General features: G+C 71.3%; 15 protein-coding genes. 11 read left to right on the top strand and 4 right to left on the bottom strand.

Features of this window, described 5'->3' with window-relative positions:
* Positions 1–73 precede the first annotated feature (73 nt).
* The 3 genes from treY to J2S57_RS01170 all read right to left on the bottom strand — a co-directional run bounded on the left by treY (position 74) and on the right by J2S57_RS01170 (position 6,703).
* Positions 74–2,455, bottom strand: coding sequence for a malto-oligosyltrehalose synthase (gene treY, locus J2S57_RS01180; RefSeq protein ID WP_307237119.1), 2,382 nt, complete (start codon positions 2,453–2,455; stop codon positions 74–76).
* A 3-nt stretch (positions 2,456–2,458) separates the two neighbouring features.
* A complete protein-coding gene (gene glgX / locus J2S57_RS01175; RefSeq protein WP_307237116.1) occupies positions 2,459–4,768 on the bottom strand; it encodes a glycogen debranching protein GlgX in 2,310 nt (769 codons plus the stop codon).
* A gap of 243 nt (positions 4,769–5,011) precedes the next feature.
* On the bottom strand, positions 5,012–6,703 hold the full coding sequence (locus J2S57_RS01170) for an acyl-CoA dehydrogenase family protein (RefSeq protein WP_307237113.1): 1,692 nt from the start codon (positions 6,701–6,703) through the stop codon (positions 5,012–5,014).
* Positions 6,704–6,873: 170 nt separating this feature from the next.
* On the opposite strand from J2S57_RS01170, the gene J2S57_RS01165 reads away from it, so the two are divergent.
* The 7 genes from J2S57_RS01165 to J2S57_RS01135 all read left to right on the top strand — a co-directional run bounded on the left by J2S57_RS01165 (position 6,874) and on the right by J2S57_RS01135 (position 15,628).
* Positions 6,874–8,292: a YihY/virulence factor BrkB family protein gene (locus tag J2S57_RS01165; RefSeq protein WP_307237110.1), complete on the top strand. Its 1,419-nt coding sequence runs from the start codon at positions 6,874–6,876 to the stop codon at positions 8,290–8,292.
* 530 nt (positions 8,293–8,822) lie between these two features.
* Positions 8,823–9,890: a ribosome small subunit-dependent GTPase A gene (rsgA, locus tag J2S57_RS01160; RefSeq protein WP_307237107.1), complete on the top strand. Its 1,068-nt coding sequence runs from the start codon at positions 8,823–8,825 to the stop codon at positions 9,888–9,890.
* 325 nt (positions 9,891–10,215) lie between these two features.
* On the top strand, positions 10,216–10,971 hold the full coding sequence (locus J2S57_RS01155) for a hypothetical protein (RefSeq protein ID WP_307237104.1): 756 nt from the start codon (positions 10,216–10,218) through the stop codon (positions 10,969–10,971).
* Between the two features lie 426 nt (positions 10,972–11,397).
* Positions 11,398–12,243 (top strand): tetratricopeptide repeat protein, encoded by an 846-nt coding sequence (locus J2S57_RS01150; protein ID WP_307237102.1) that lies wholly within the window; start codon positions 11,398–11,400, stop codon positions 12,241–12,243.
* 148 nt (positions 12,244–12,391) lie between these two features.
* Positions 12,392–13,798, top strand: coding sequence for a YihY/virulence factor BrkB family protein (locus J2S57_RS01145; protein WP_307237099.1), 1,407 nt, complete (start codon positions 12,392–12,394; stop codon positions 13,796–13,798).
* Between the two features lie 121 nt (positions 13,799–13,919).
* Entirely contained in the window at positions 13,920–14,213 is a 294-nt protein-coding gene (locus J2S57_RS01140; protein WP_307237096.1) for a protealysin inhibitor emfourin, read from the top strand.
* Positions 14,214–14,233: 20 nt separating this feature from the next.
* Positions 14,234–15,628, top strand: a complete 1,395-nt coding sequence (locus J2S57_RS01135; protein WP_307237093.1) for a M4 family metallopeptidase — start codon at positions 14,234–14,236, stop codon at positions 15,626–15,628.
* A gap of 866 nt (positions 15,629–16,494) precedes the next feature.
* Here the strand turns inward: J2S57_RS01135 and J2S57_RS01130 are convergent.
* Positions 16,495–17,499, bottom strand: a complete 1,005-nt coding sequence (locus J2S57_RS01130; protein ID WP_307237090.1) for a D-Ala-D-Ala carboxypeptidase family metallohydrolase — start codon at positions 17,497–17,499, stop codon at positions 16,495–16,497.
* A gap of 278 nt (positions 17,500–17,777) precedes the next feature.
* Here J2S57_RS01130 and J2S57_RS01125 point away from each other — a divergent pair, with 278 nt between their 5' ends.
* The 4 genes from J2S57_RS01125 to J2S57_RS01110 are packed head-to-tail and all read left to right on the top strand — an operon-like array spanning position 17,778 to position 21,482.
* Positions 17,778–19,088 (top strand): ABC transporter substrate-binding protein, encoded by a 1,311-nt coding sequence (locus tag J2S57_RS01125; protein WP_307237088.1) that lies wholly within the window; start codon positions 17,778–17,780, stop codon positions 19,086–19,088.
* A 44-nt stretch (positions 19,089–19,132) separates the two neighbouring features.
* Positions 19,133–19,882: an ABC transporter permease gene (locus J2S57_RS01120; protein ID WP_307237086.1), complete on the top strand. Its 750-nt coding sequence runs from the start codon at positions 19,133–19,135 to the stop codon at positions 19,880–19,882.
* A complete protein-coding gene (locus tag J2S57_RS01115; protein WP_307237084.1) occupies positions 19,879–20,616 on the top strand; it encodes an ABC transporter ATP-binding protein in 738 nt (245 codons plus the stop codon). Before J2S57_RS01120 ends, J2S57_RS01115 begins: the two co-directional genes overlap by 4 nt.
* Positions 20,613–21,482, top strand: coding sequence for an ABC transporter permease (locus tag J2S57_RS01110; protein WP_307237081.1), 870 nt, complete (start codon positions 20,613–20,615; stop codon positions 21,480–21,482). The genes J2S57_RS01115 and J2S57_RS01110 overlap by 4 nt, the downstream gene beginning before the upstream one ends.
* Positions 21,483–21,488: the final 6 nt, after the last annotated feature.

Below are 21,488 nucleotides of genomic sequence, written 5' to 3'. Positions count from 1 at the left end.
CGAAGGACGACCCGGTCGCCCTTCGTCCCGGCCGCGTGGATCGGGGGTGGATCGGGGGTGGATCAGGGGTGGGTCAGGCACGCACCAGCAGGGCCACCGGGAAGTCGCCCAGCAGACCGGCCAGGCCCACCGGGCCGCCCGGAACCGTCTTCCCGGTGAGCTGATCCGTCCAGGTTCCCTCCGGCAGCACCACCACCGACGCACCCCAGCCGCCGTGCGACTCGAGCGTCAGGGGCAGACGGGTCGCGACCGTCACGACGTTCTCGCCCCGCCCGAACGCCAGGGCGTGCGACGACGAGGTGGGCAGGGGGGCGTAGGCGCCCTGCGTGAACCACTCCGGGTGTTCCCGCCGCAGGCGCAGGGCGGCCCGGGTGACCAGCAGCTTCTCCGCGTCCTCGAGTTCCCGGCCGCCCAGGTTCGCCAGGGAGCCCGACTCGACCACGTCGAGAAGCCGCTCCCGGTAGGCGAAGTCGACGGGGCGCCGGTTGTCCGGGTCGACCAGCGACGCCTCGACGATCTCGGTGCCCTGGTACACGTCGGGCACGCCCGGCATGGTCAGCTGCACGAGCTTCTGGCCGAGGACCGCGGCGCGCACGGCCGGGGCCAGGCGGTCGCTGAAGGCCCTGACCGCGCCCATCACGTCGTCGTCGGCCAGCACCCCGCGGGCGAACGACTCCAGCGCCTGGTCGAACTCCTCGTTCGGGCTGGTCCAGGTGGTCTGTTCCTTGGCCTCACGGGTGGCCTTGGACAGGTAGCCGGTCAGCCGCTCGGCGGTGATGTCCGGCACCGCGAGAAGCGTCTGCCAGAACAGGTACTCGGTGGAGGGATCGGGGCAGTGGTGCTTCGCCGCGAGTTCCCGCCAGTGCGTGACCTCGGCCGCCCACTCGGCCGGGATCTCGCTGAGTGGGGCCAGCCGGGCCCGGGCGTCCTCGGAACGCTTCGTGTCGTGCGTGGAGAGGGTCGTCATCGTGGTCGGCCAGTCGCGCGCCAGACGCGCGGCGAAGGCGTGGAACTCGTCCGGCCCGACCCCGAAATGCCCCGGTTCGCCGCCCACCTCGTTCAGTGCGAGCAGCCGGTGGTAACGGTAGAACGTGGTGTCCTCGATGCCCTTGGCCATCACCGGGCCGCAGGTCTGCTGGAACCGGGTGACCAGCTCGGCCCGCACCGGGTCGGAACCCGCCGCGACGCCGTCGAGCAGCAGGTCCATCACCAGGTCGAGGGCGGGCAGGTGCTCGTGCGGCAGGCGCGAGGAGGCCACCGAACCGGCACGTTCCAGCACGGCCACGGCCTCGGCGGGAGCGGCCGAACCGGGCACCACGTAGGCGCGGTACCGGTCCATCGCCACCAGCAGCTCGACCACGGCGCCGTGCAGGGCCCGGCGGGTGAAGTCGGCGTAGGCCGGGTTCGCGTCGCGCAGGTCGCAGAGCAGGTCGGTCAGCCGCCGTACCTCGGTGTTCAGGCTGGAGTCGATGATGCGCCGCTTCGAGACCTCCACGATCTCGTCGAGAGTGCGCTCGTCGTGCGTGAACTCGGTGAGCAGGTCGGACAGCGGCGCGGCGCCGGCCGGGTCGACGAACAGGCCACCGATCCGGTTGAGCGCGTCGTAGCCGGTGGTGCCCGCGCACGGCCAGTCCTCGGGCAGGGTCTCGTCGCCCTCGAGGATCTTCTCGACCACGACCCAGGTGCCGTCGGTGGCGGCGGCCAGGTCGCGCAGGTAGCCGCGGGGATCGGCCAGGCCGTCGGGGTGGTCGATGCGCAGGCCGTCCAGCGAGCCGTCCTTGACCAGCGAGGCGATGAGCGCGTGGGTGGCGTCGAACACCGCGCGGTCTTCGACGCGCACCGCGATCAGCGTGGTGACGTCGAAGAAGCGGCGGTAGTTGAGCTCCTCGTCGGACGTGCGCCAGGAGGCCAGCCGGTACCACTGCGCCGCGAGAAGCTCTTCCAGCGGCAGGTTCTCGGTGCCCGGGCGGATCGGGAACTCGTGGTCGAAGTACTTCACCACGCCGTCGGCCACCGAGATGTCGCCCAGCACGAGCGGCAGCCGGTCGCCCAGCACCGGCACGATGATGCGCCCCGGCGCCCAGTTCACGTCGAACCAGTTCGCGTACTCCGACTCCGGGCCGTGCTGCAGCAGCGACCAGTACGGCGCGTTCAGCCGGGCCGGCGTGGGCACGGCCATGTGGTTCGGCACCACGTCGGCGATCACGCGTAGCCCGGACGCCCGCAACGACGCGACCATCGCGTCGAAAGCCGGGCGCCCACCCGCGTCCTCACTCAGCTCGTCGTGCGCGACCACGTCGTAGCCGTGGCCCGAGCCGGGCGTCGCCCGCAGGATCGGCGACAGGTACGCGTGCGTGACCCCGAGCCGGTCCAGATAGGCGGCCCGGGCCCCGACGTCGGCGAAGCCGAACGAGTCCCGGACCTGAAAACGGTAGGTGCTGACAGGAGCGGGCACGCTTTACCTTCCTACGCGGGGAGCCGGGGTCGGCGTCAGGCGCGGCGCTGCGCGGGGAACCATGTCGATCGGTCGCTGCCCGAACCCGGCGGTCTGCTCGGTGTTCGCCGACACAGTATTCCCGCCCCCGCCGGAACCGCGCCTCGAGGTGGCCATCTGGTGCGGCGGCGTGTTCGCGTCGATCGTGGGGCGCTTCAGCACCACCACCGAGCGGGCGACCACGTGCACGAGCTCACCCGGCGCGTAGGCGTCGCCGCCGTCCTCGGCGGTGAGGTCGTCGACCGCGGTGTCGAGCAGAACCGTCCACCACTGGCCGTACTCGGCCGGGGGCACGGTGAACTGCAGGTCCTCGTAGTGCGCGTTGAAGAGGATGAGGAACGAGTCGTCGACGATCTTGCGGCCGCGCTTGTCGGGCGCCATGATCCGCTCGCCGTTGAGGAAGGTCGCGACCGCCCGGGCGTAGCTCTGGTGCCAGTCGTCGTCGGCCATCGGCTGCCCGGCCGGGGTGAACCAGGCGATGTCGCCGACCTCGCTCTGACCACCGCGCGAGGCCGCGCCGTTGAAGAACCGGCGGCGCCGGAACACCGGGTGGCCCTGGCGCAGCTGCACCGCGCGCCGGGTGAAGTTCAGCAGGTCGTTGTCGGGACCGGCCATCTTCCAGTCGATCCAGGCCAGTTCGTTGTCCTGGCAGTAGACGTTGTTGTTGCCGTTCTGGGTGCGGCCGAACTCGTCGCCGTGGGCCAGCATCGGCACGCCCTGCGACAGCATCATCGTCAGGATGAAGTTGCGCTGCTGGCGGGCGCGCAGCGCGATCACGTGCTCGTCGTTGGTCTCGCCCTCCACCCCGCAGTTCCAGGAGCGGTTGTGGCTCTCGCCGTCCGCGCCGCCCTCGCCGTTGGCGTCGTTGTGCTTGTCGTTGTACGACACCAGGTCCCGCAGGGTGAAGCCGTCGTGCGCGGTGACGAAGTTGATGCTCGCGATCGGGTGCCGGCCGTCGTCCTGGTACAGGTCGCTGGAGCCGGTCAGGCGGGAGGCGAACTCGCCCAGTGTCGAGGGCTCGCTGCGCCAGAAGTCGCGCACGGTGTCGCGGTACTTGCCGTTCCACTCGGTCCACAGCGGCGGGAAGTTACCGACCTGGTAGCCGCCGTCGCCGACGTCCCAGGGCTCGGCGATCAGCTTGGTCTGCGAGATCACCGGGTCCTGCTGCACCACGTCGAAGAAGGCGCTGAGCCGGTCGACCTCGTGGAACTGCCGGGCCAGGGTGGCGGCCAGGTCGAAGCGGAAGCCGTCGACGTGCATGTCGAGCACCCAGTAGCGCAGCGAGTCCATGATCAGCTGCAGCACGTGCGGACTGCGCATGAGCAGGCTGTTACCGGTGCCGGTGGTGTCGTAGTAGTGCGACTTGTCGCTGTCCACGAGCCGGTAGTAGGCGGTGTTGTCGAGGCCGCGGAAGCAGATCGTGGGCCCGAGGTGGTTGCCCTCGGCGGTGTGGTTGTAGACGACGTCGAGGATGACCTCGATACCGGCCTCGTGCAGCGCCTTCACCATCATCTTGAACTCCTGCACCTGCTGGCCGCGCTGGCCGCTGGCGGAGTACGCGTTGTGGGGGGCGAAGAAGCCGATGGTGTTGTAGCCCCAGTAGTTCGACAGGCCCTTGGCGATGAGCGTGGTGTCCTGCACGAACTGGTGCACCGGCATCAGCTCGATCGCGGTGACGCCCAGGTCGACCAGGTGGTCGATGATCGCCGGGTGGGCGATCGCGGCGTAGGTGCCGCGGACATCCTCGGGCACGCCCGGGTGCGTCATGGTCAGGCCCTTGACGTGTGCCTCGTAGATCACGGTCTCGTGGTACTCGCGGCGCGGTGGGCGGTCGCTGCCCCAGTCGAAGTACGGGTTGACCACGATCGAGAGCATCGTGTGGCCGAGGCTGTCGTCGGTGTTGAGGGGGCCCTCACCGTCGACGTTGTCGTCGAACCGGTAGGAGAACAGCGACTCGTCACCGTCGATCTGGCCCTCGATCGCCTTGGCGTACGGGTCGAGCAGGAGCTTGGACGGGTTGGCGCGGTGCCCGTGGTCGGGGTCGAACGGGCCGTGCACGCGGTAGCCGTAGCGCTGGCCCGGCCCCACGCTGGGCAGGTAGCCGTGCCAGACGAACCCGTCGACCTCCTGCAGCTCGACCCGGGTCTGCGCCCCGGCGTCGTCGATCAGGCAGAGCTCCACCGCCTCGGCGACCTCGCTGAACAACGCGAAGTTCGTGCCGGCGCCGTCGTACGTGGCCCCGAGCGGGTAGGGATGGCCTGGCCAGATCTCCATGAACGTCCCGAATCTGCGTCGCTTGTGTCTCAACCGTGTGTGCGGATCCGGCACGCTACGCCACGCTGCGCGAGGCGCCGGAATCACGTGCATTGTTGCGGCTCACCCGTCCGCACGGCGGGCCGGGGGCACTCGACGCGCCGATTGATACCGCAAGCGACCGATATGCCCGGCGGCCGGCGGTGGTCGTCGGCGACAGTCGTCCCATCGTAGCCAGCGCGTTCTCACGCAGGGTCGGACCGCCTAAGCGGGCAGTGAACGCTCCACGATCATCTGGGTCGCCTTCCGCCCGACCGGCAGGGTGCCGTAGAGGGTGCCGCCGTTGCCGGCGACCCGGGTGGTGAGGAACGTGGACGCGACCGGTTCGGGGGCGCAGCGCACGAGCAGCGACGCCTGCAGCACCACCCCGAGCCGCTCCACCATCCAGCGGGCGCCCATCTCGACCGCCGCCGGGTCGCGACGTGCCTCCCGGGAGGCCGCCATCAGGAACCCGGCCACCTCGTCCATCGCCCGGTCGAGCCGGGGGTCGGAGCCGCGGCCACGGTCGATCTCGGCCAGCAGCACCTCCATCGAGCGCGGCTGCATCGCCATCGCGCGCAGGACGTCGAGGGCGCTGATGTTGCCCGGCCCCTCCCACAGCGGACCGACGAGCGAGTCGCGGAACACCCGGGCCAGGCCGTGCTCCTCGACGAAACCGTTGCCGCCCAGGCACTCCAGGGCCTCGGCGACCACGCCGGTGGCGCGCTTGCACACCCAGAACTTGGCCACCGGCACCGCCGCGCGCAGCAGCTCGGTCTCCCCGGCGTCCACCGCCGCCGCGAGCCGCATGGCCAGCACGGTCGCCGCCTCGCTCTCGAGGGCGAGGTCGGCCAGCACGTTCTGCATGAGCGGCTTGTCGGCGAGGGGCGAGCCGAAGGTCTCGCGGTGCCGGCAGTGGTGCACGGCGCGGGCCACGGCCTGGCGCATCTGCCCGGCCGAGCGCAGCACGGCGTCGAGGCGGGAGGCGGTGAGCATGCCGGTGATCGTGCGCTGCCCCTTGCCCTCCTCGCCGAGCCGGGTGGCCCAGGTGCCGTCGAGCTCCACCTCGGCGGGCAGGTTCGATCGGGTGCCCACGGCGTTCTTCAGGCGCAGCAGGCGCCAGGTGTTGCGGGAGCCGTCATTGAGGACGCGCGGCACGACGAACGCGGTCAGCCCACCGGGCGCGGTGGCCAGCACCAGGAAGACGTCGGCCATCGGCGACGACACGAACCACTTCTGCCCGGTGAGGCGGTAGATGTGCTCGCCCTCGACCGGGCCGTTGCCGGTGAGGCCGTCCTGCGGGGAGGCGACCGTGGTGCCGGCCCGCGGGTCGGAGCCGCCCTGCCGTTCGGTCACGGCCATCCCGGCCAGGCAGCCGAGCTTCTCGCCGGGGGCGCGGAACGCCGAGTCGTAGGAACGCGCGGTCAGCCGGGGACGCCAGATGCGGTCGAGCTCCGGGTCGGTGCGCAGCGACGGGATCGCGGCGTAGCTGGTGCTGAGCGCGGACAGGTGCCCGCTCTCGACCTGCGACCAGACGATCAGGGCGGCGGCCCGGCCGGTGTGGGCCGCGGCGGGGGCGTCGGCGTCCCAGGCCGCGGCGGTCAGGCCGGTGCGCACCCCGGTCTGCATCAGGCGGTGCCAGGCCGGGTGGTACTCCACCTCGTCCACCCGCCGCCCGAAGGGGTCGTGGGTGCGCAGGGTGGGCGGGTTGCGGTCGACGGCGTCGGCCCAGCCCAGCGAGCGCGGGGCCCCGGCCAGGCGGCCGAGGTCACGCAGCGGGGCCAGATGGATCTTGGCCTCGTGCCGTTCGACGGCCTCCACCAGCACCAGGTCGTCGGAGAAGACGTCGCGGTCGGCCGGCGCGGGCACCAGGTTCAGCGCATCGTCGGAATCGGCCACGAACGTCACCGTACCCATGACCAGCCGTTTATACCGACAAGCCGGTAACCGGGCCGTGTCCGTGGCGCGACCGGCCTGGTAGCTCTGAGTGAGGGCGGCCGGTCGGTGCGTGGTTCTGCTCACGCCCTTCGCGGCTCTTGAGGCGTTCCGTTACAGGGGCGGGGTTAAACCTCTGTACGGTGACCGGCGTGGTCACGGAGACGGGTGCGAGCGGGGCGACGGCCCAGGTGAGGGTGTCACAGCCCTCGGTCTGGGGATCCGTGAAGCGCGCGCTGGCCCTGGTCTGGTGGCTGGCGGCCGAGACGGCCCGGATCTGCCTGCGCTACCGGGTGACCGGTCTGGCGGCCGAGGTCGGCTTCTTCGCGCTGCTGTCGTTGCCCCCGCTGGTGCTGGGGCTGGTCGGCAGCATCGGGTTCGTGGGCGACCTGATGGGGGACGAGGCGGTCGCCGACCTGAGACAGAGGTTGCGTGAGCTCACGCTCACCTTCCTCACGGCCGACAGTGTCAGCTCCGTCATCCTGCCCACGTTCGACCAGGTCATCGGCGGTGGACGCGCGGACATCGTGAGCATCGGGTTCGTGCTGTCGCTGTGGTCGGGTTCGCGGGTGCTCAACGTGTACCTCGACACCGCGTCGATCATGTACGGGCTGGGCGGTCTGCGCGGCATCGTGCGGGCCCGGGTGCTCTCGTTCTCGCTGTACTGCCTGGCCCTGGTGGTCGGCATCGTGCTGATCCCGCTGGTGCTGATCGGGCCCAGCTGGCTGGGGAAGGTGCTGTACGGCGCCGGTTTCGAGACGCTGGGGGACATCGGTGGCTCGGACTGGATCTACTGGCCGGTGGTGTCGATCGCGGCCGTCACCGGCATCACGGGGCTCTACCACCTGGCCACGCCGATCCGGTCGCGCTTCTACCGGGACCTGCCCGGCTCCGTCCTGGCCCTGACCATCTGGGTGCTGGCCAGTTTCGTGCTGCGCTGGACCCTGGACGAGTCGGTCGGCGGCACCTCCATCTACGGTCCGCTGGCCACCCCGATCGTGATCCTGATCTGGCTGTACGCCCTGGCCATCGCGCTGCTCATCGGGGCCGCGCTGAACGCGGCGGTGGACGAGCTGTGGCCGATCCAGGCCCGCGTCGAGGCCCGGGCCCGGGTGCTGGCGAAGCAGAGCGACGACCGTGGTTCCCGCGACGCCCAGCCGGCGACGCTCACGCCGCTGGCGCCCGCGACCCCGGCCTCCGCGGTGCCGGTCCCGACGCCTCCGGTCGCCGCGTCATTGGTTCCCACGCCTGCGGCTCCGTGGCAGGACGTGCCGGAGCCGCGGCCCGAGGTGGCCGGCGTGCCCGCGAGACCGGATGCGCCGGAGCCGAATGCACCGGAGCCGGATGCTGCGGAACCGGATGCTGCGGAACCGGATGCTGCGGAACCGGATGCTGCGGAACCGACCCGGGAGAGCCGGGTCGCCGTGAACCGCGTCGATCTGGACCGCGTCGATCTGGACCGGGCTGATCTGGACCGGGCGCCCCTCGCCGGGCCCGGGCTCCTGCCCGCGGCCGATCTGGAGCCCCTGGTGCTCGACCCCGCCGACGACTCCGGTGACCGGTCGCGCTGAGGCCAGGGACGCGTCCTCAGGCACCGGGACCCGCACGCCCCGAAGAGGCCCGGCCGACTGACCCGACCGACGCGTCCTCAATCATCGGGGCGCCCGGGCCGACCGACCCGACCGGCGCGTCCTCAATCATCGGGGCGCCCGGGCCGACTGACCCGACCGGCGCGTCCTCAATCACCGGGGCGCCCGGGTCGACGATCCGACCCTGGGTTGGCATCTCGGTCGGCCCCCCGGTCGGCCCCGGTCGGCCCCCCGGTCGGCACCCACCGGCACCGCCGCGAAATTCAGGCGACAACGCCCAGGGGCGTGCTTACCGTTGTGGTGTGCCCGGAGATCCCGGGAGACACGAGCCACACCGGCAGCCACCGGTCGTGGCGCGGGAGTCGAAGCAGGGCGCCCCTTCGGCGCCGGGGGAGGAGGTCGAGATGTCCATGCCCGTCCGGGACGGACGTCCCGCGCACATCCGCGCGAGCACCCCTCCGTCCGCTCCTCCCGCGCCCGCCTGACGGGCGTTCTCATCGAGAGGTACCACCGTGACTTCTGCACGTCCTTTTCCGGGTACTTTCCACGACGGCCTCGAGCCGGGGGTGGTCGTCCGCGTCGATCGAGGGGTGGCCACGGTCGTCCTGGCCGATCACTCCGGCCTCAGCGATCAGCCGGGCGGGGTGGTCCGGGCCGGCTGGGGAGGGGGACTCCTCGGCGCGGTGCACGACGATCCGGACGCCGCCCCCACCACCGGCGACCGGGTGCGCCTGCGGTTCTGGCCGGACGCGCGGGTGACCGTCGAGGCGGTCGAGCCCCGGCGGACCCTGCTCACCCGGGCCGACGCCGACGGCAGCGCCCGTCGGCAGACGCTCGCGGCCAACGTCGACGTGGTCGCGGTGGTCGAGGGCCTCGTGCCCGACCCCGACCGCAACCGGATCGCGCGGCTGCTCACCCTGGCCTGGGCCAGCGGGGCGCAGCCGGTGGTGATCCTCACCAAGGCCGACCGCGAGCCCGAGGCCGCCCGCATCGCCACGGAACTCGAGGCGGTGAGTGCCTGTCCGGTGCACGCGGTCTCCTCGACCGACGGCACCGGTCTCGACGAGGTGCGGGCGCTGTTCGCCGGCGGCCGCACGGTGGCGCTGCTCGGGGCCTCCGGCGTGGGCAAGTCGAGCCTGGTGAACGCCCTCTCGGGGGAGAACGTCATGCATGTCAGCGCCCTGCGCCGTGACGGCAAGGGGCGGCACACCACCGTCACCCGCGAGCTGCACGCCGTGGCCGGGGGCTGGGTCGTCGACGGGCCCGGACTGCGCAGTGTCGGCATCAACTCCGGGCTCGGGCTGCAGGAGACGTTCGCCGACGTCACCGAACTGGCCGCCAGCTGCCGGTTCTCGGACTGCACGCACGCCGTCGAGCCGGGCTGCGCGGTGATCGCGGCGATCGGGAACGGTGAGCTCGACCCCGACCGTCTGGACTCGTTCCGGGCGCTGGTGGCCGAGGGCTTCCGCCAGGAGGCACGCCGCGATGTGCGGTTGCGCCACGAGGAACTGCGCCGCCGCAAGGTGACGCACAAGGCGCTGCGGCGGCAGTACCAGGAGCCGCCGCAGCACGGGTTCTGAACGCGCTCCCGGCCCGGTCCTCTCGTCCCGGCTTTCCGTGATCATGCCCGTTCCGCCCTTTCGCAGGGGCGGGGCGGGCATGCCCGTCGTTGGCGATCTGCCGGTGTAGGGCGGTAATTCGGCCTCCACGGTTTCTTCGCCGTGCCCGGCACGCCCTGTCCGTCTATGCCCGGGCTCGTCATCGGCCTCCTGGCCGGTGGGGTCACCGGGAGAAAGGTCTGTTCCCGGGGCTGGGTATTCGTCCTGGGGCTGCAGGTACCTAGCGTGTGACGTGGGAGCCGAGGGTCGTTCGGCGTTCCGGTGGATCGGCTGAACGGAGGGTGCGATGGTCGACGGCTGGAGCTTCAACCCGCCACCGCACTGGCCTCGTCCTCCGCGGGGCTGGTCGCCACCGCCCGGCTGGACGCCCGACCCGGAGTGGGGACCGGTGCCCCCGGGCTGGCAGCTCTGGGTACCGACACCGCCCTCACGCCGTCCCTGGTCGACCGTTGCCGGTGTGGGCGGGGCGCTGGTGCTCGCGGTGGCCGTGGTGGTGTGGATGCCCCGGTCGTCGGACGCGGCGCTCGCCGGTTCCCCCGGCGCGTCCGGTCCTTCCGGTGCGGGGCTCGCCGGGGCTCTGCCGGGGGACCGGGCCGAGACCGGGCGCGGGCGGGCGACTTCCGCCGCGCCGCCGGGTGCGGAGGCCTCGGCGCCGACGCCCCGGCCCGGTGCGGCCGGGCTCACCGCCGCCACCGCGCCGCGCTTCGCCAGCTGCCGGGCCCTGACCAAGGCGTATCCCCACGGGGTGGGTCTGCCCGGGGCGATCGACCGGCCGGGGCGGTACCGCAACGTGAGGCGGCCGGACGACGCGACCGAGCGGACGTTGCGGTCGGGGGGCGGTGCGGGTTCGGCCGGTGCCGCTCCGGGTGCGGCTTCCGGTGCTGCCTCTGGGGGTGGTCGGCCTTCCGGGCCGCCCGACGAACCGGCCGTGGTGACCTCGTCGGAGTATCCCGCCGTGACCGGTTTCGGACGCAGCACAGCCCTTTACGTGGCGAACTCACCTCTCGACGAGGACCGGGACGGAATCGCCTGCGAGCGCTGACGCCGCCGGTCCGGGCGCCTCTATGTCCAGAGTTGCATTGATCGGTGTCGAGATGGCTTGTCCTGTCGATGATTTGCCGACACGCCGGGGCCGACCGATACGACCCGCGAGTTATCCACAGATCTCGATTCCAGGGGTGAAGTTGTCGGCGGGGGCGCTTAGTATCGGAGGTGCCGACGTCTCGGAAGGTGCTGAAAAGTGCTGCAAGACAGGTGGTCACCGTGCAGCGAGCCACAAGGAGTTGATGGAGGGCCAGGGCGAGACCTGTGCCGGGGAGGTCCGAATCAGGGCGGTTGAACGGCATCTGACTGCTTAAGAACCTCTTGTATGTACGAATGTTGTTCTGCCGGAGCGTGTCGCGAGTCACGTTTGCCTTCGGGGCACTCCCGGCCGAACACGGTAACGAAGGTAAAGAAGGAGCCCCCGATGACGCAGCCCGCGAGTACCAGTGAATGCAGTGATCCCGTCGAACCCGACGCCCTCGTCCGAGCGGGGTGCGCCGCGGCCGATCGTGGTCACGTCCGTGAGGCCCTGCGCCTCTTCGGTGCCGCCGCCCTGCACGGCGACGGCACCGCCCAGCTGAACCTCGGCAACACCTACATGCAGCTCGGCCGGCGCGCCGACGCGGTCGAGGCGTTCGGCGCGGCGCTGGCCGCGGGTGAGCGGGGTGCGGCCTACAGCCTGGGCCGTGCCCTCGAAGACCTGGGCGATGTCGACGCCGCGTTCGAGGCCTACCAGCAGGCCTGGGCCGAGGGTGACGCCAAGGGCGCGATCGGCGCCAGCTGGATCCTCAGCGACCGCGGGCACCGCATCGAGTCGTTCGAGCTGCTGCGCGCGGCCGTGAACCGGGGCAGCGACCTGGCCGCCGGTGTGCTGGGTGTGCGGCTGTGGGAAGAGGAACGGGCGCGCGAGGCCGAGGGTCTGCTCGAGCGGGCGTTGCACCTCTACCCGCCGACCCGTCCGCCGCTGGCCGAGATGTACCTCGAGCAGGGCCGGGCCCCCGAGGCGCTCGCGGTGCTCCGGGCCGGCACCGAGGCGCTCGAGGTCGAGTGCTTCCTGCCGATGGGCAACCTGCTCTACGAGGTGGCCGACAACTCCGAGGCCGCGGAGTCCGCCTACCGCATGGGCCTGAGCCTGGGCGATGCGAACTGCCGTCTCAACCTGGCGCTCCTGCTGCGGGCCACCGATCGTGAGGAAGAGGGCATGGCCCTGCTGCTGGCGGCCGTGGAGCTGGGCGACGAACTGGCCCGCAAGCACATGGAGATGGAGTAGCGGGCGAAACGCGTCATACTTCCGGCAGGTCCGTCTCCGGGGTGCCGTCCGCGCTGCGCACGGGCATGCTGATCTCCCCGGCCGGGCGACGGCCGGTGGGGAGGCGGACGGCACGCGACCGTCGGAAGGGGCGTGACGGACGGTGTCGGTGACGAGGCGGGCGACCAGACGCGCGGCGCGGGGGGCGAAGCAGGCCGGCCGCCAGGCCGAGAAGGTGCACGACCGGCTCGACCGGTTCCAGCAGGAGCACCCGGTCCTCGGCTTCCCGATCGCGGTCGTCTACAAGTTCTTCGACGACCAGGGTGGTTACCTGGCGGCGCTGATCACCTACTACGGCTTTCTGTCGGTGTTCCCGCTGCTGCTGTTGCTGGCCTCGGTGCTGGGTTTCATCCTGCAGGACAACGAGACCCTGCAGCAGGAGATCCTCGACTCCGCCTTGCGTCAGTTCCCGGTGATCGGTGACCAGCTGGGCGATCCCCAGGGTCTGCGGGGCAGTGCGACGGCGGTGGCGATCGGCCTGATCGGTTCGCTCTACGGTGCGCTCGGTATCGCCAATGCCACGCAGAACGCGATGAACACGATGTGGGCGGTGCCGCGCAACCGGCGGCCGAACCCGATCGCGGCGCGGCTGCGCAGCCTGTTCCTGCTCGCGGTCGGTGGCCTGACCTTCATCGTCACCGGCAGCCTGGGCAGCATCGGCACGAACGTCAACGGCTTCGCCGACCTGATCAACTTCAACGAGATCCTGCGGGTGGTCTCGGCCCTGGTCGGCATCGGGCTCATCACGGTCTTCTTCATCTTCCTGTTCCGCTGGGGCACCACGCGCAAGCTGGCCCGTCGTGACGTGCTGCCCGGGGCCATCGCGGCGGCCGTGGTGTGGCAGGCGCTGCAGCAGTTCGGCACGGTCTACGTGGGCAGCGTGGTGCGTCACGCCGACGCCACGAACGGGGTGTTCGCGATCGTCCTGGGCCTCATCGCGTGGATCTATCTGGCCGTCGTGGCTCTGCTGATCTGCGCCGAGGCCAACGTGGTGCGGGTGCGTCACCTGTACCCGCGCACGTTGCTCACGCCGTTCACCGACGACGTCGACCTCACCGAGGCCGACCAGCGCGCCTACCGCAGCTACGCCCGGGCCCAGCGCACCAAGGATTTCGAGTGGGTCGACGTGGGCTTCGAGCACGACGGCCAGAACGCCACGGCCAAGCGCCGCCGACGGGTCGCGCGGGCCCAGGCCAAGGAGACGCTGCGGGCGCAGGGGGCGGCTGACGGCGAGTCGTCCGACAGCGCGTCGTCGCCGGACGAGCCGAGCCCCTCCTCGACGGCGGGCGACTCCGGGCCGGGGCGGTCGTTGCGGGGTGGTGCCGGGGGTGGTGCCGGGGCCGGTGGCGGTGCTGATGCCGGTCTGACCGAAGACGCGGCCGGTACTCCACGGCGCACTCAGCCGGCCCCCGGGGCCGGCGAAGACGCTGCGCTCTCCAGCAGTGGTGACGGCCGTGCTCCGGCGGTTCCCGAGGCCCGCGAACCGCACGAGCCCGAGGTTCCGCAGCGCGACTGAGTTCTGCGAGGGTGCGTGCCGACCGCCCCGACGATGCGCGCCGCACGGCGATCGCATGGATCATGGTGGTGCCGGTCGCGATGCCGGCTGTCCGTTCCGGGAGAACCGAGAGGACGTCACGATGCTCGTCACCCTGCGGCGCAGCGGAGGATTCGCGGGCCTGGCCCGGCCGAAAATGTCGGTGGACACGAGTACGCTGCCGAAAGGCGAGGCTGAGCGGGTCGAGTCGGCGGTCCGGGAGGCCCGGGTCGACGAGATCGTGGGGCGTCCCGCGGAGCCACCGCGGGCGGGCGACCGCTTCGTCTACGAACTGTCCGTGCACGACGGATCCACCCGTCACACAGTGAAGGTCGCGGAGCCCTTCGCAGACCCGGCGCTGGGCGCGCTGATCGAGCTGCTGTCGTCCTACTCGTGAGTCACAGGGGGAGTGAGCAGATGAACCCGTCCGAACGAGCCGTCGCGAGTCTTGGCCTGCACCACGTTCTTCCGCCGTACATGCTCGAGCACCTGGCCGAGCACGGTCCCGGCGATCTGCGCGAGGCGGCCCGGGCCGACCTGGCCGTCGACCGCCGGTTGCGAGCCGCACGTCTCACACGTCCGGTCGCCCGCACCGCCACGGCCCTCGAGGCCGCCGACACCACGGCGAACCGCACGGTGTCCGATGCCGAGAACCGCCAGCAGCTGCCCGGCACCGAGGTGCGGCGCGAGGGCGACGAGCCGGTTGCCGACGTCACTGTCAACGAGGCCTACGACGGTCTCGGCGCCACGTTCACCTTCTGGCAGGAGGTTTTCGGGCGTAACTCGATCGACGGCGCCGGCCTCCCGCTCGACGCGACCGTGCACTACGGCCGCAACTACGACAACGCCTTCTGGGACGGTTCCCGTATGGTGTTCGGCGACGGTGACGGCCGGGTGTTCAACCGGTTCACCGTCTCGCTCGACGTGATCGGGCACGAACTCGCCCACGGCGTCACCGGTTCCGTGCGTGACCTGGTCTACGAGGGGCAGTCCGGCGCGCTCAACGAGTCGATGTCCGACGTGTTCGGTGTGCTCGTCAAGCAGTACGCCGCCGAGCCCCGGCCCACCGCACCGGAGGCCGACTGGCTGATCGGTGCCGGGCTGCTGGCCGAGGGCGTGCGGGGGGTGGCGCTGCGTTCGATGAAAGACCCCGGAACCGCCTACGACGACCCCGATCTCGGCAAAGACCCTCAACCCGCCACGATGGCCGACTACGTCGAGATGGACGACGACAACGGTGGCGTCCACGTGAACTCGGGCATCCCCAACCGGGCGTTCTACCTGGCCGCGACCGGCCTCGGTGGTTACGCCTGGGAGAAGGCCGGCCCCATCTGGTTCGCGGCGCTGTCCGACCCGCAGCTCAGCACCACGGCCACGTTCGCCGAGTTCGCCGCCATCACGGTGTCCCAGGCGAACGCCCTGTTCGGTGCCGAAGAGGCCGCCGTCGTCCTGGCCGCCTGGGCCGGCGTGGCCGTCGAGGTCACGGTGCAACTGCCTGAAGACGCCCCGGTCACCGTCGTCGACCTGACCCACCTCGAGTCGGGATCCGGTGGGGGAGCCGGGGCCGACTCCGAGGCCACCGCCGTGCTCAGCCCCCTGGCCAACACAGCGGCCAAGACAGCATCCAACTCGGGGGCCAACTCGGGGGCCAACTCGGGGGCCAACTCGGCGTCCAACTCGGCGTCCAACTCGGCGTCCAACACGGCGTCCAACACGGCGCCCAACACGGCGCCCAACTCGGCGCCCAACTCGGGGGCCGCCTCAGAGGCCAACTCTGCGGCCGACCCGGAGGCGAACCCGGGGCCGAGGTGAGGGACGCCGCCGTGGCGAGCAACGCCGAGCCCGTCGCTGGGGTGAAACAGAGCGAGTGAACGGAGGCGGGGCAACCAGAGGCGCGCCGGCGGGAGCGACGAAAGCACCCGCCCCTCCGACTGGGCTCCACGCTGGCCCCGCATGGTGTGGGTCCCATGGGGCAGCCACTGCCCGAACACCATGAAATACCGCAGGGCCGAGGAGAACTCCTCGGCCCTGCGGTATTTCAGCGACCGGGCTCGTAGCTGTCGCTCCGTGGTGCTCAGCTGGGATCCTGGTTCTTTCGATTATCGATAATCGAAAGAACCAGGATCACGCCCGCCGGTCATCAAGCGACGTGCTGCCGACGCGCAGACATATCGGAGCCTGACCGAGCTGCCCCGGCCTGGTCGGGCCGGGGCCGGGGCCGGGGCCGGCGCTGGGGCGAGTCGAGTCGAGGTGGGACAGGTGCGGCCGGTAGGTCGGGCCCGGTTGGGTGGGGCGGGGTGGGTAGGGCTTGGTCCGGTGTGGGGCGGGGAGGTCGGGCCCGGTTGGGTGGGGCGGGGTGGGTAGGGCTTGGTCCGGTGTGGGGCGGGAGGTCGGGCCCGGTTTGGTGGGGCGCGGGGTGGGTCGGGCCCGGTTGGGTAGGGCGGGGTAGGTCGGGCTCGGTCCGGTGTGGGCCGGGGAGGTCGGGCCCGGTTGGGCGGGGTGGGTCGGGCTTGGTCCGATGTGGGGCGGGGAGGTCGGGCCCGGTTGGGTAGGGCGGGGTGGGTCGGGCTCTGTCCGGTGGGGGCCGGGTAGGTCGGGCCCGGTAGGTCGAGCCTGGTCCGGTGGGGCTGGCCGATCGGGTCAGGGCGGGTAGGCCGGGGCCGGTCGGGTGGCATGGGTCAGGCGTAGTACCAGGCGGTGGGCACGAGGGGGTGGCCGTGGCGGAGGTCCAGGTGGCGGACGTTTCCGTTCGCGCGGTTCACGCCGATGCCGGTGTAGAGCTCGAGGCCCTCGATCTTGTCCGGGGAGACCGTGGCCGGGATGTCGATCGCGTCGCCCTTCAGGTGACGGGACGACACGGCTGCCCCGACCGCGTGGTTGTGGCCGGTGCAGCGGCACCAGGTCGAGACGGTCAGGCCGGCCGGGAAGAACTCGGCCCGCAGCTGCTCGGCGGCGATGACCGACTGGCGGGTCGGCCAGATCCGTCGGCAGTCGGTGAAGGTGCCACCGCACCTGCAGCTGGTGTCCGAGAACGAGAAGTGCGGCGACATGGTGGTCAGGCCGTCGAGGTGCCGCTGGTAGGCCTTGTCGATCGCCTGGCTCGCCCGGGGGCCCATGATGCTGTTGGCGACGCTGCCGTCCATGAGCGACGGACCGAGCTTGAACCAGCCCGTCTTGAACGCCCGCACCGCCTGCTCCTGCTCACCGGTGCTGCGGATCCGGAACCCGATCGCCCGCAGACGCCGGGTCAGCTCGGTCGACGACAGCGACGCGGACGCCGGCCTCGGGGCCGCGGCGGGGGAGATGCCGGCAGACGCTACGGGCGGGGGGACCAGGGCGGGCTGCGCCGCGATGGCGGCCGCGCGTTCGGTGGACAGCGGCAGGTAGAGGTCGTCACCGGCCTGGGTGCCCTTGTCCACGGGCTGGTCGGCGGGCAGGCCGAGTTCCAGGCCGATCGCGTCGCCGGAGACGTCGGACCGCGGGGAGAAGGGGTTGCGGTCGTTCGCGTCCGGGTCGTCGTCGCTGACGGGGGCCCGGCCCGGCTCGTCCGTTGGGGCAGCGGGCGCGGTGCGGGCGGTCGGCACGCCGGGAACGGCGGAATCCAGGCCGTCAATACTGTCCGGGACGTCGGTGTGGATGAGCCGCGGCTTGTCGTCAGTGGTCGTCGAGTCGTCGGGGGTCACGGGAGACATGATTCGTTCCGGTCGTTGCGCTGGCAACGTCATCACCGCGGTTCTTTGCCGTGAATGGACTGTGAGTATGTCGAATGACTCTGTGTCACCACGGGATCCGCCTCCGACTGTGAATCGGGTCACTCGTGAAAGTTCAGGCGACACAACAAGATCGACATCGGGGACTTGTCCGGTTCCGCCATCGACGCGGCCCGACCAGGGGTGCTGAGATGGCTGCACACCGGCAGGAGCAGCCGGCCGGCGAACCCGGCCCGGAACCAGGGAGACACGTGAACATCGTCAGCCGCCGCGCGGTGCTGGCCACCATCACCGCGGGACTGGCCGGAACGATCACCGGGTGTGCCCAGGCGCCCTCGTCGTCGGGGTCCGGCGGGGCGTCGTTCACACCGTCCGCCGACCTGGCCGCCCCCGGCACCACGATCCCCTCGGTCTCCGTCAAGGCGGCCTTCCCGCCCTGGGGTGACGAACTGCTCGGCGTGGCCGGCGTCGACGCCGGCCACTACTCCGACGTGGGCATCACCATCACCCCCGAGCCCTACGGAGCCCAGCAGGACCTGCTCATGAACCTGGCCCCGCTGATCAACGGCCAGGTCGAGCTCGGCGGGGGCTACATCCCGACCGTCGCCAACCAGATCGACAACGTGCGGAACGTCGTCGGCTTCGCCGTCAGCGACGTCAGCTACGTCTACCGGATCGTCGCGCCCACGGGTAAATACACGACCGTGAAGAAGGAGATGTCCAGGGGGCAGACCTTCGAGCAAGCCCTCACGACCGTCCTGGGACAGCTCAAGGGCCAGAAGCTGATCTGCACCGAGGGTGGCAGCCCACTGTTCCGCAACACCGTGGCCGAGGCGGGCGGGCTCGACCTCGAGAAGGACGTCGACATCGAGTTCCTCGCCAATCCCGACATCGTGAAGGCCGGGTTCGCGGGCCGGGCCGACTTCCTCTCGCCCAGCTCCGCCGGCTTCGTCGTGCAGCTGCAGCAGAACGGCTGGGAACCCCTCGTCGACCTGCGCCAGGTCATCGACAACCTGCCCTCCGAAGACACCGTGCCCCTGCGCTTCACCTACTCCGGTCTCGTCACCACCACCGACTACGCCGAGCAGAACTTCGAGACCCTGCTGCGCTTCACCAGCGTGCTCTACCGCCTCGTCGACGAGATGCAGGACGCCCCCGAGGCCACGGCCGCCCGCTTCGTCGACTACCTCAACTCGTACACCGGCACCGACCTCACCGCCAAGGAACTGGCCGGCACGTTCGACGACATCTACTCGCTGCGCAACTTCGACGAGGCCACCGACTTCTGGACCGACAGCGACGACCCGTTCTTCTACGACACCGTCGCCGCGGCCAACCTCGCCGTGCTCTCCGAGCAGGGCGTCATCGAGAAGGGCCACACCCCCGACCAGCTCAGCATCGCCGGCACGATCTACACCACCCTCGTGCGCTACCGGCAGGAGGCCGACAAGGCCCTGGCCACGGCGCCGGACGGTGACCTCAGGAGGAAGGCCCAGGCCCAGTACGACGCCCGCAACTACCTCGACGCCTACCGCTTCGCCGCTGCGGCACAACCGAATTGAGGACGCGTCGGCACCACCCGCTGTCCCCTGCCCTCTGGGGGGCGGTGGGTGTCGCGGTGTTCTGGGCGCTCTGGGAGCTCGCGGCCCTCGGCATCGCGAACGACGCCGTCCTGCCCGGCCCCCGCGTCGTGCTCTGGCAGTTCCAGCAGCACGCCGGCGGCGACCGGGGCCTGGAGTTCCTCGGCCTCGAGCACTCCTCCTACGCCGTCAACCTGGCCTGGACCGTCGGCACCGCCACCACCGCCTGGCTGATCGGCAGCACCCTCGGCGTCGTCGCCGGTCTCGGCGCCGCCCGCCGCCAGTGGCTGCGTGACCTCACCGAACCCGTGCTCTTCGTCTTCGGGGCCGTTCCCGTGCTCGTCGTCGCCCCCCTGCTCCTGATCTGGCTCGGCCCCGGCCCGGCGAGCAAGCTGCTGCTCGTCACGTTCTACTGCTTCGTCGTGGTCGCGGTGGTGGCCCAGTCGGCGGCCCTGAACATCCCCCCGGCCAGCGAGGAGTACGCCGCCACCCTCGGCCTCGACGGCTCCCAGCGCTTCCGGAACATCGTGCTGCCCGCCACCTTTCCGGCCGTCGTCGCCGTACTCCGCCTCGCCCTCGCCACCGGCGTCGGCCTCGAGGCCGGCGCCGAACTGCTCGGCTCCCGCGTCGGCATGGGCCGCCTCATCGCCCTGCGCGCCCAGCAGGGCAACGTCGGCGAGGTGCTCAGCCTGTCGATCACTCTCGGCCTGGCCGCCGTGCTGCTCGACGTCCTGATCCGCGCCGCCGCGCGCCCGGCCCTGAGGTGGCAGGGATGAGCATCCAGATCCGCGGTCTCACCGTCACGTTCAACCCGGGACCCGACGCCGTCACCCCCCTGGAGAACCTCGACCTCGACATCCCGGCCGGCCAATTCCTCTGCGTCCTGGGGCCTTCCGGTCAGGGCAAGAGCACCCTCCTGCGCTGCGTCGCCGGCCTCCTGCAGCCCACCGCCGGCACCGTCGAGGCCCACGGCCGGAGGGTCGAGGGCCCGAGCGCCACCCGCGGCATGGTCTTCCAGCAGGATGCCATCCCCGGCTGGCTACGCGTCGCGGACAACATCGCTCTCGGCCCCCGCAGCCGCAAGATCCCCGAAAGCCAGTGGCGTCCGCAGGCACTGCACTTCACCGAGGCCGTCGGGCTGGCGGGCCGCGAGCGCGCCTGGCCCCGCGAACTCTCCGGCGGCATGCGCAAAAGAGTGGCCGTCGCCGCCGTTTTCGCCAACGACCCCGACATCCTCCTGATGGACGAACCCTTCTCGTCCCTCGACCACCTCACCCGCCAGGGACTGCACCGCACCCTGCTCGACCTGTGGGCCGAGACCGGCAAGACCATCGTGTTCGTCACCCACGACACCGACGAGGCCCTCGCGCTCGCCGACCGCATCGTGGTGATCGCCGGTGGGGGAGTGAGGGCGGACGTGGTGGTCCCGTTCGCGCGTCCCCGCACCGACGCCCTGCGCATGGACGCGCAGGCGAACGCTCTGCGCGCAACGCTTCTGGGGCACCTGTGAGCCGAAAAGCCCCGGCGAGGTACGGTTCCGGTCTGCGCACCCGCCCTCGCCGCCGCTCGCTGGTGATCGGCACCCTGGCCGGGCTCGTCGTCTGGGAACTCCTGGCCCTGCTGGCCGGCGCCCTGACCGCTCAGGGCGACCACGTCGTCCCCCATCTGAAAGTGATCGTCACCGAAGGCATCACCGGGCTGAGCCACTTCTACCGCGGTGGCTGGGGCCCGGCCACCACCCTCCAGGGCGCCCCCGACTCGGTAGGGCTGGCCGCCCTCGCCGTGCTGCAGAACGGCCTCGTGACCCTGGGCCGTTTCGTCACGGGCTATCTGGCCGCCCTCGCCCTGGGTCTTCCGGCCGGCCTGCTCGTCGGCGCCGCCCGCCCCGTGCGTCTCGCGGCCGGCGGCGTGGCCGGTCTGCTGCGCATGCTGCCGCTGCTCGCGATGGCCCCGCTCTTCACCCTCTGGTTCGGCGCGACCAGCGGTGCCAGCATCGGCTTCGTGACCTTCGGCGCGTTCTGGGTCGTGCTCCTGGCCACCGCGAACGCCGTCGGCAACCTGCCCCCGCACGTCACCGACTACCCCCGCACACTCGGCCTGAGCCGCACCCGGATCAGCACCCACATCGTTCTGCCCGCCATCGTTCCCGAGCTGCGCGGCGCCCTCGTGCTCGCCGCCGGAACGGCCTGGGCCTGCGTGCTCGCGTCAGAGCTGTACGGCATCCAGTCCGGCCTCGGCTGGGCCCTCAACCAGACCCTGGTCTACTCCCTCGTCGACCAGATGGTGCTCGTGGCCGGGCTCTTCGCGGGTCTCTCGCTGGCCACGTCGCGCCTGGTCGACGCGGTCACCGGTCGGCTGACCCGATGGAATGAGTAGTTCAGC

Origin of the sequence: Kineosporia succinea (genome assembly GCF_030811555.1) — a bacterium.
Classification (GTDB): domain Bacteria; phylum Actinomycetota; class Actinomycetes; order Actinomycetales; family Kineosporiaceae; genus Kineosporia; species Kineosporia succinea.
This window is presented reverse-complemented; position numbering and strand designations above follow the sequence as displayed.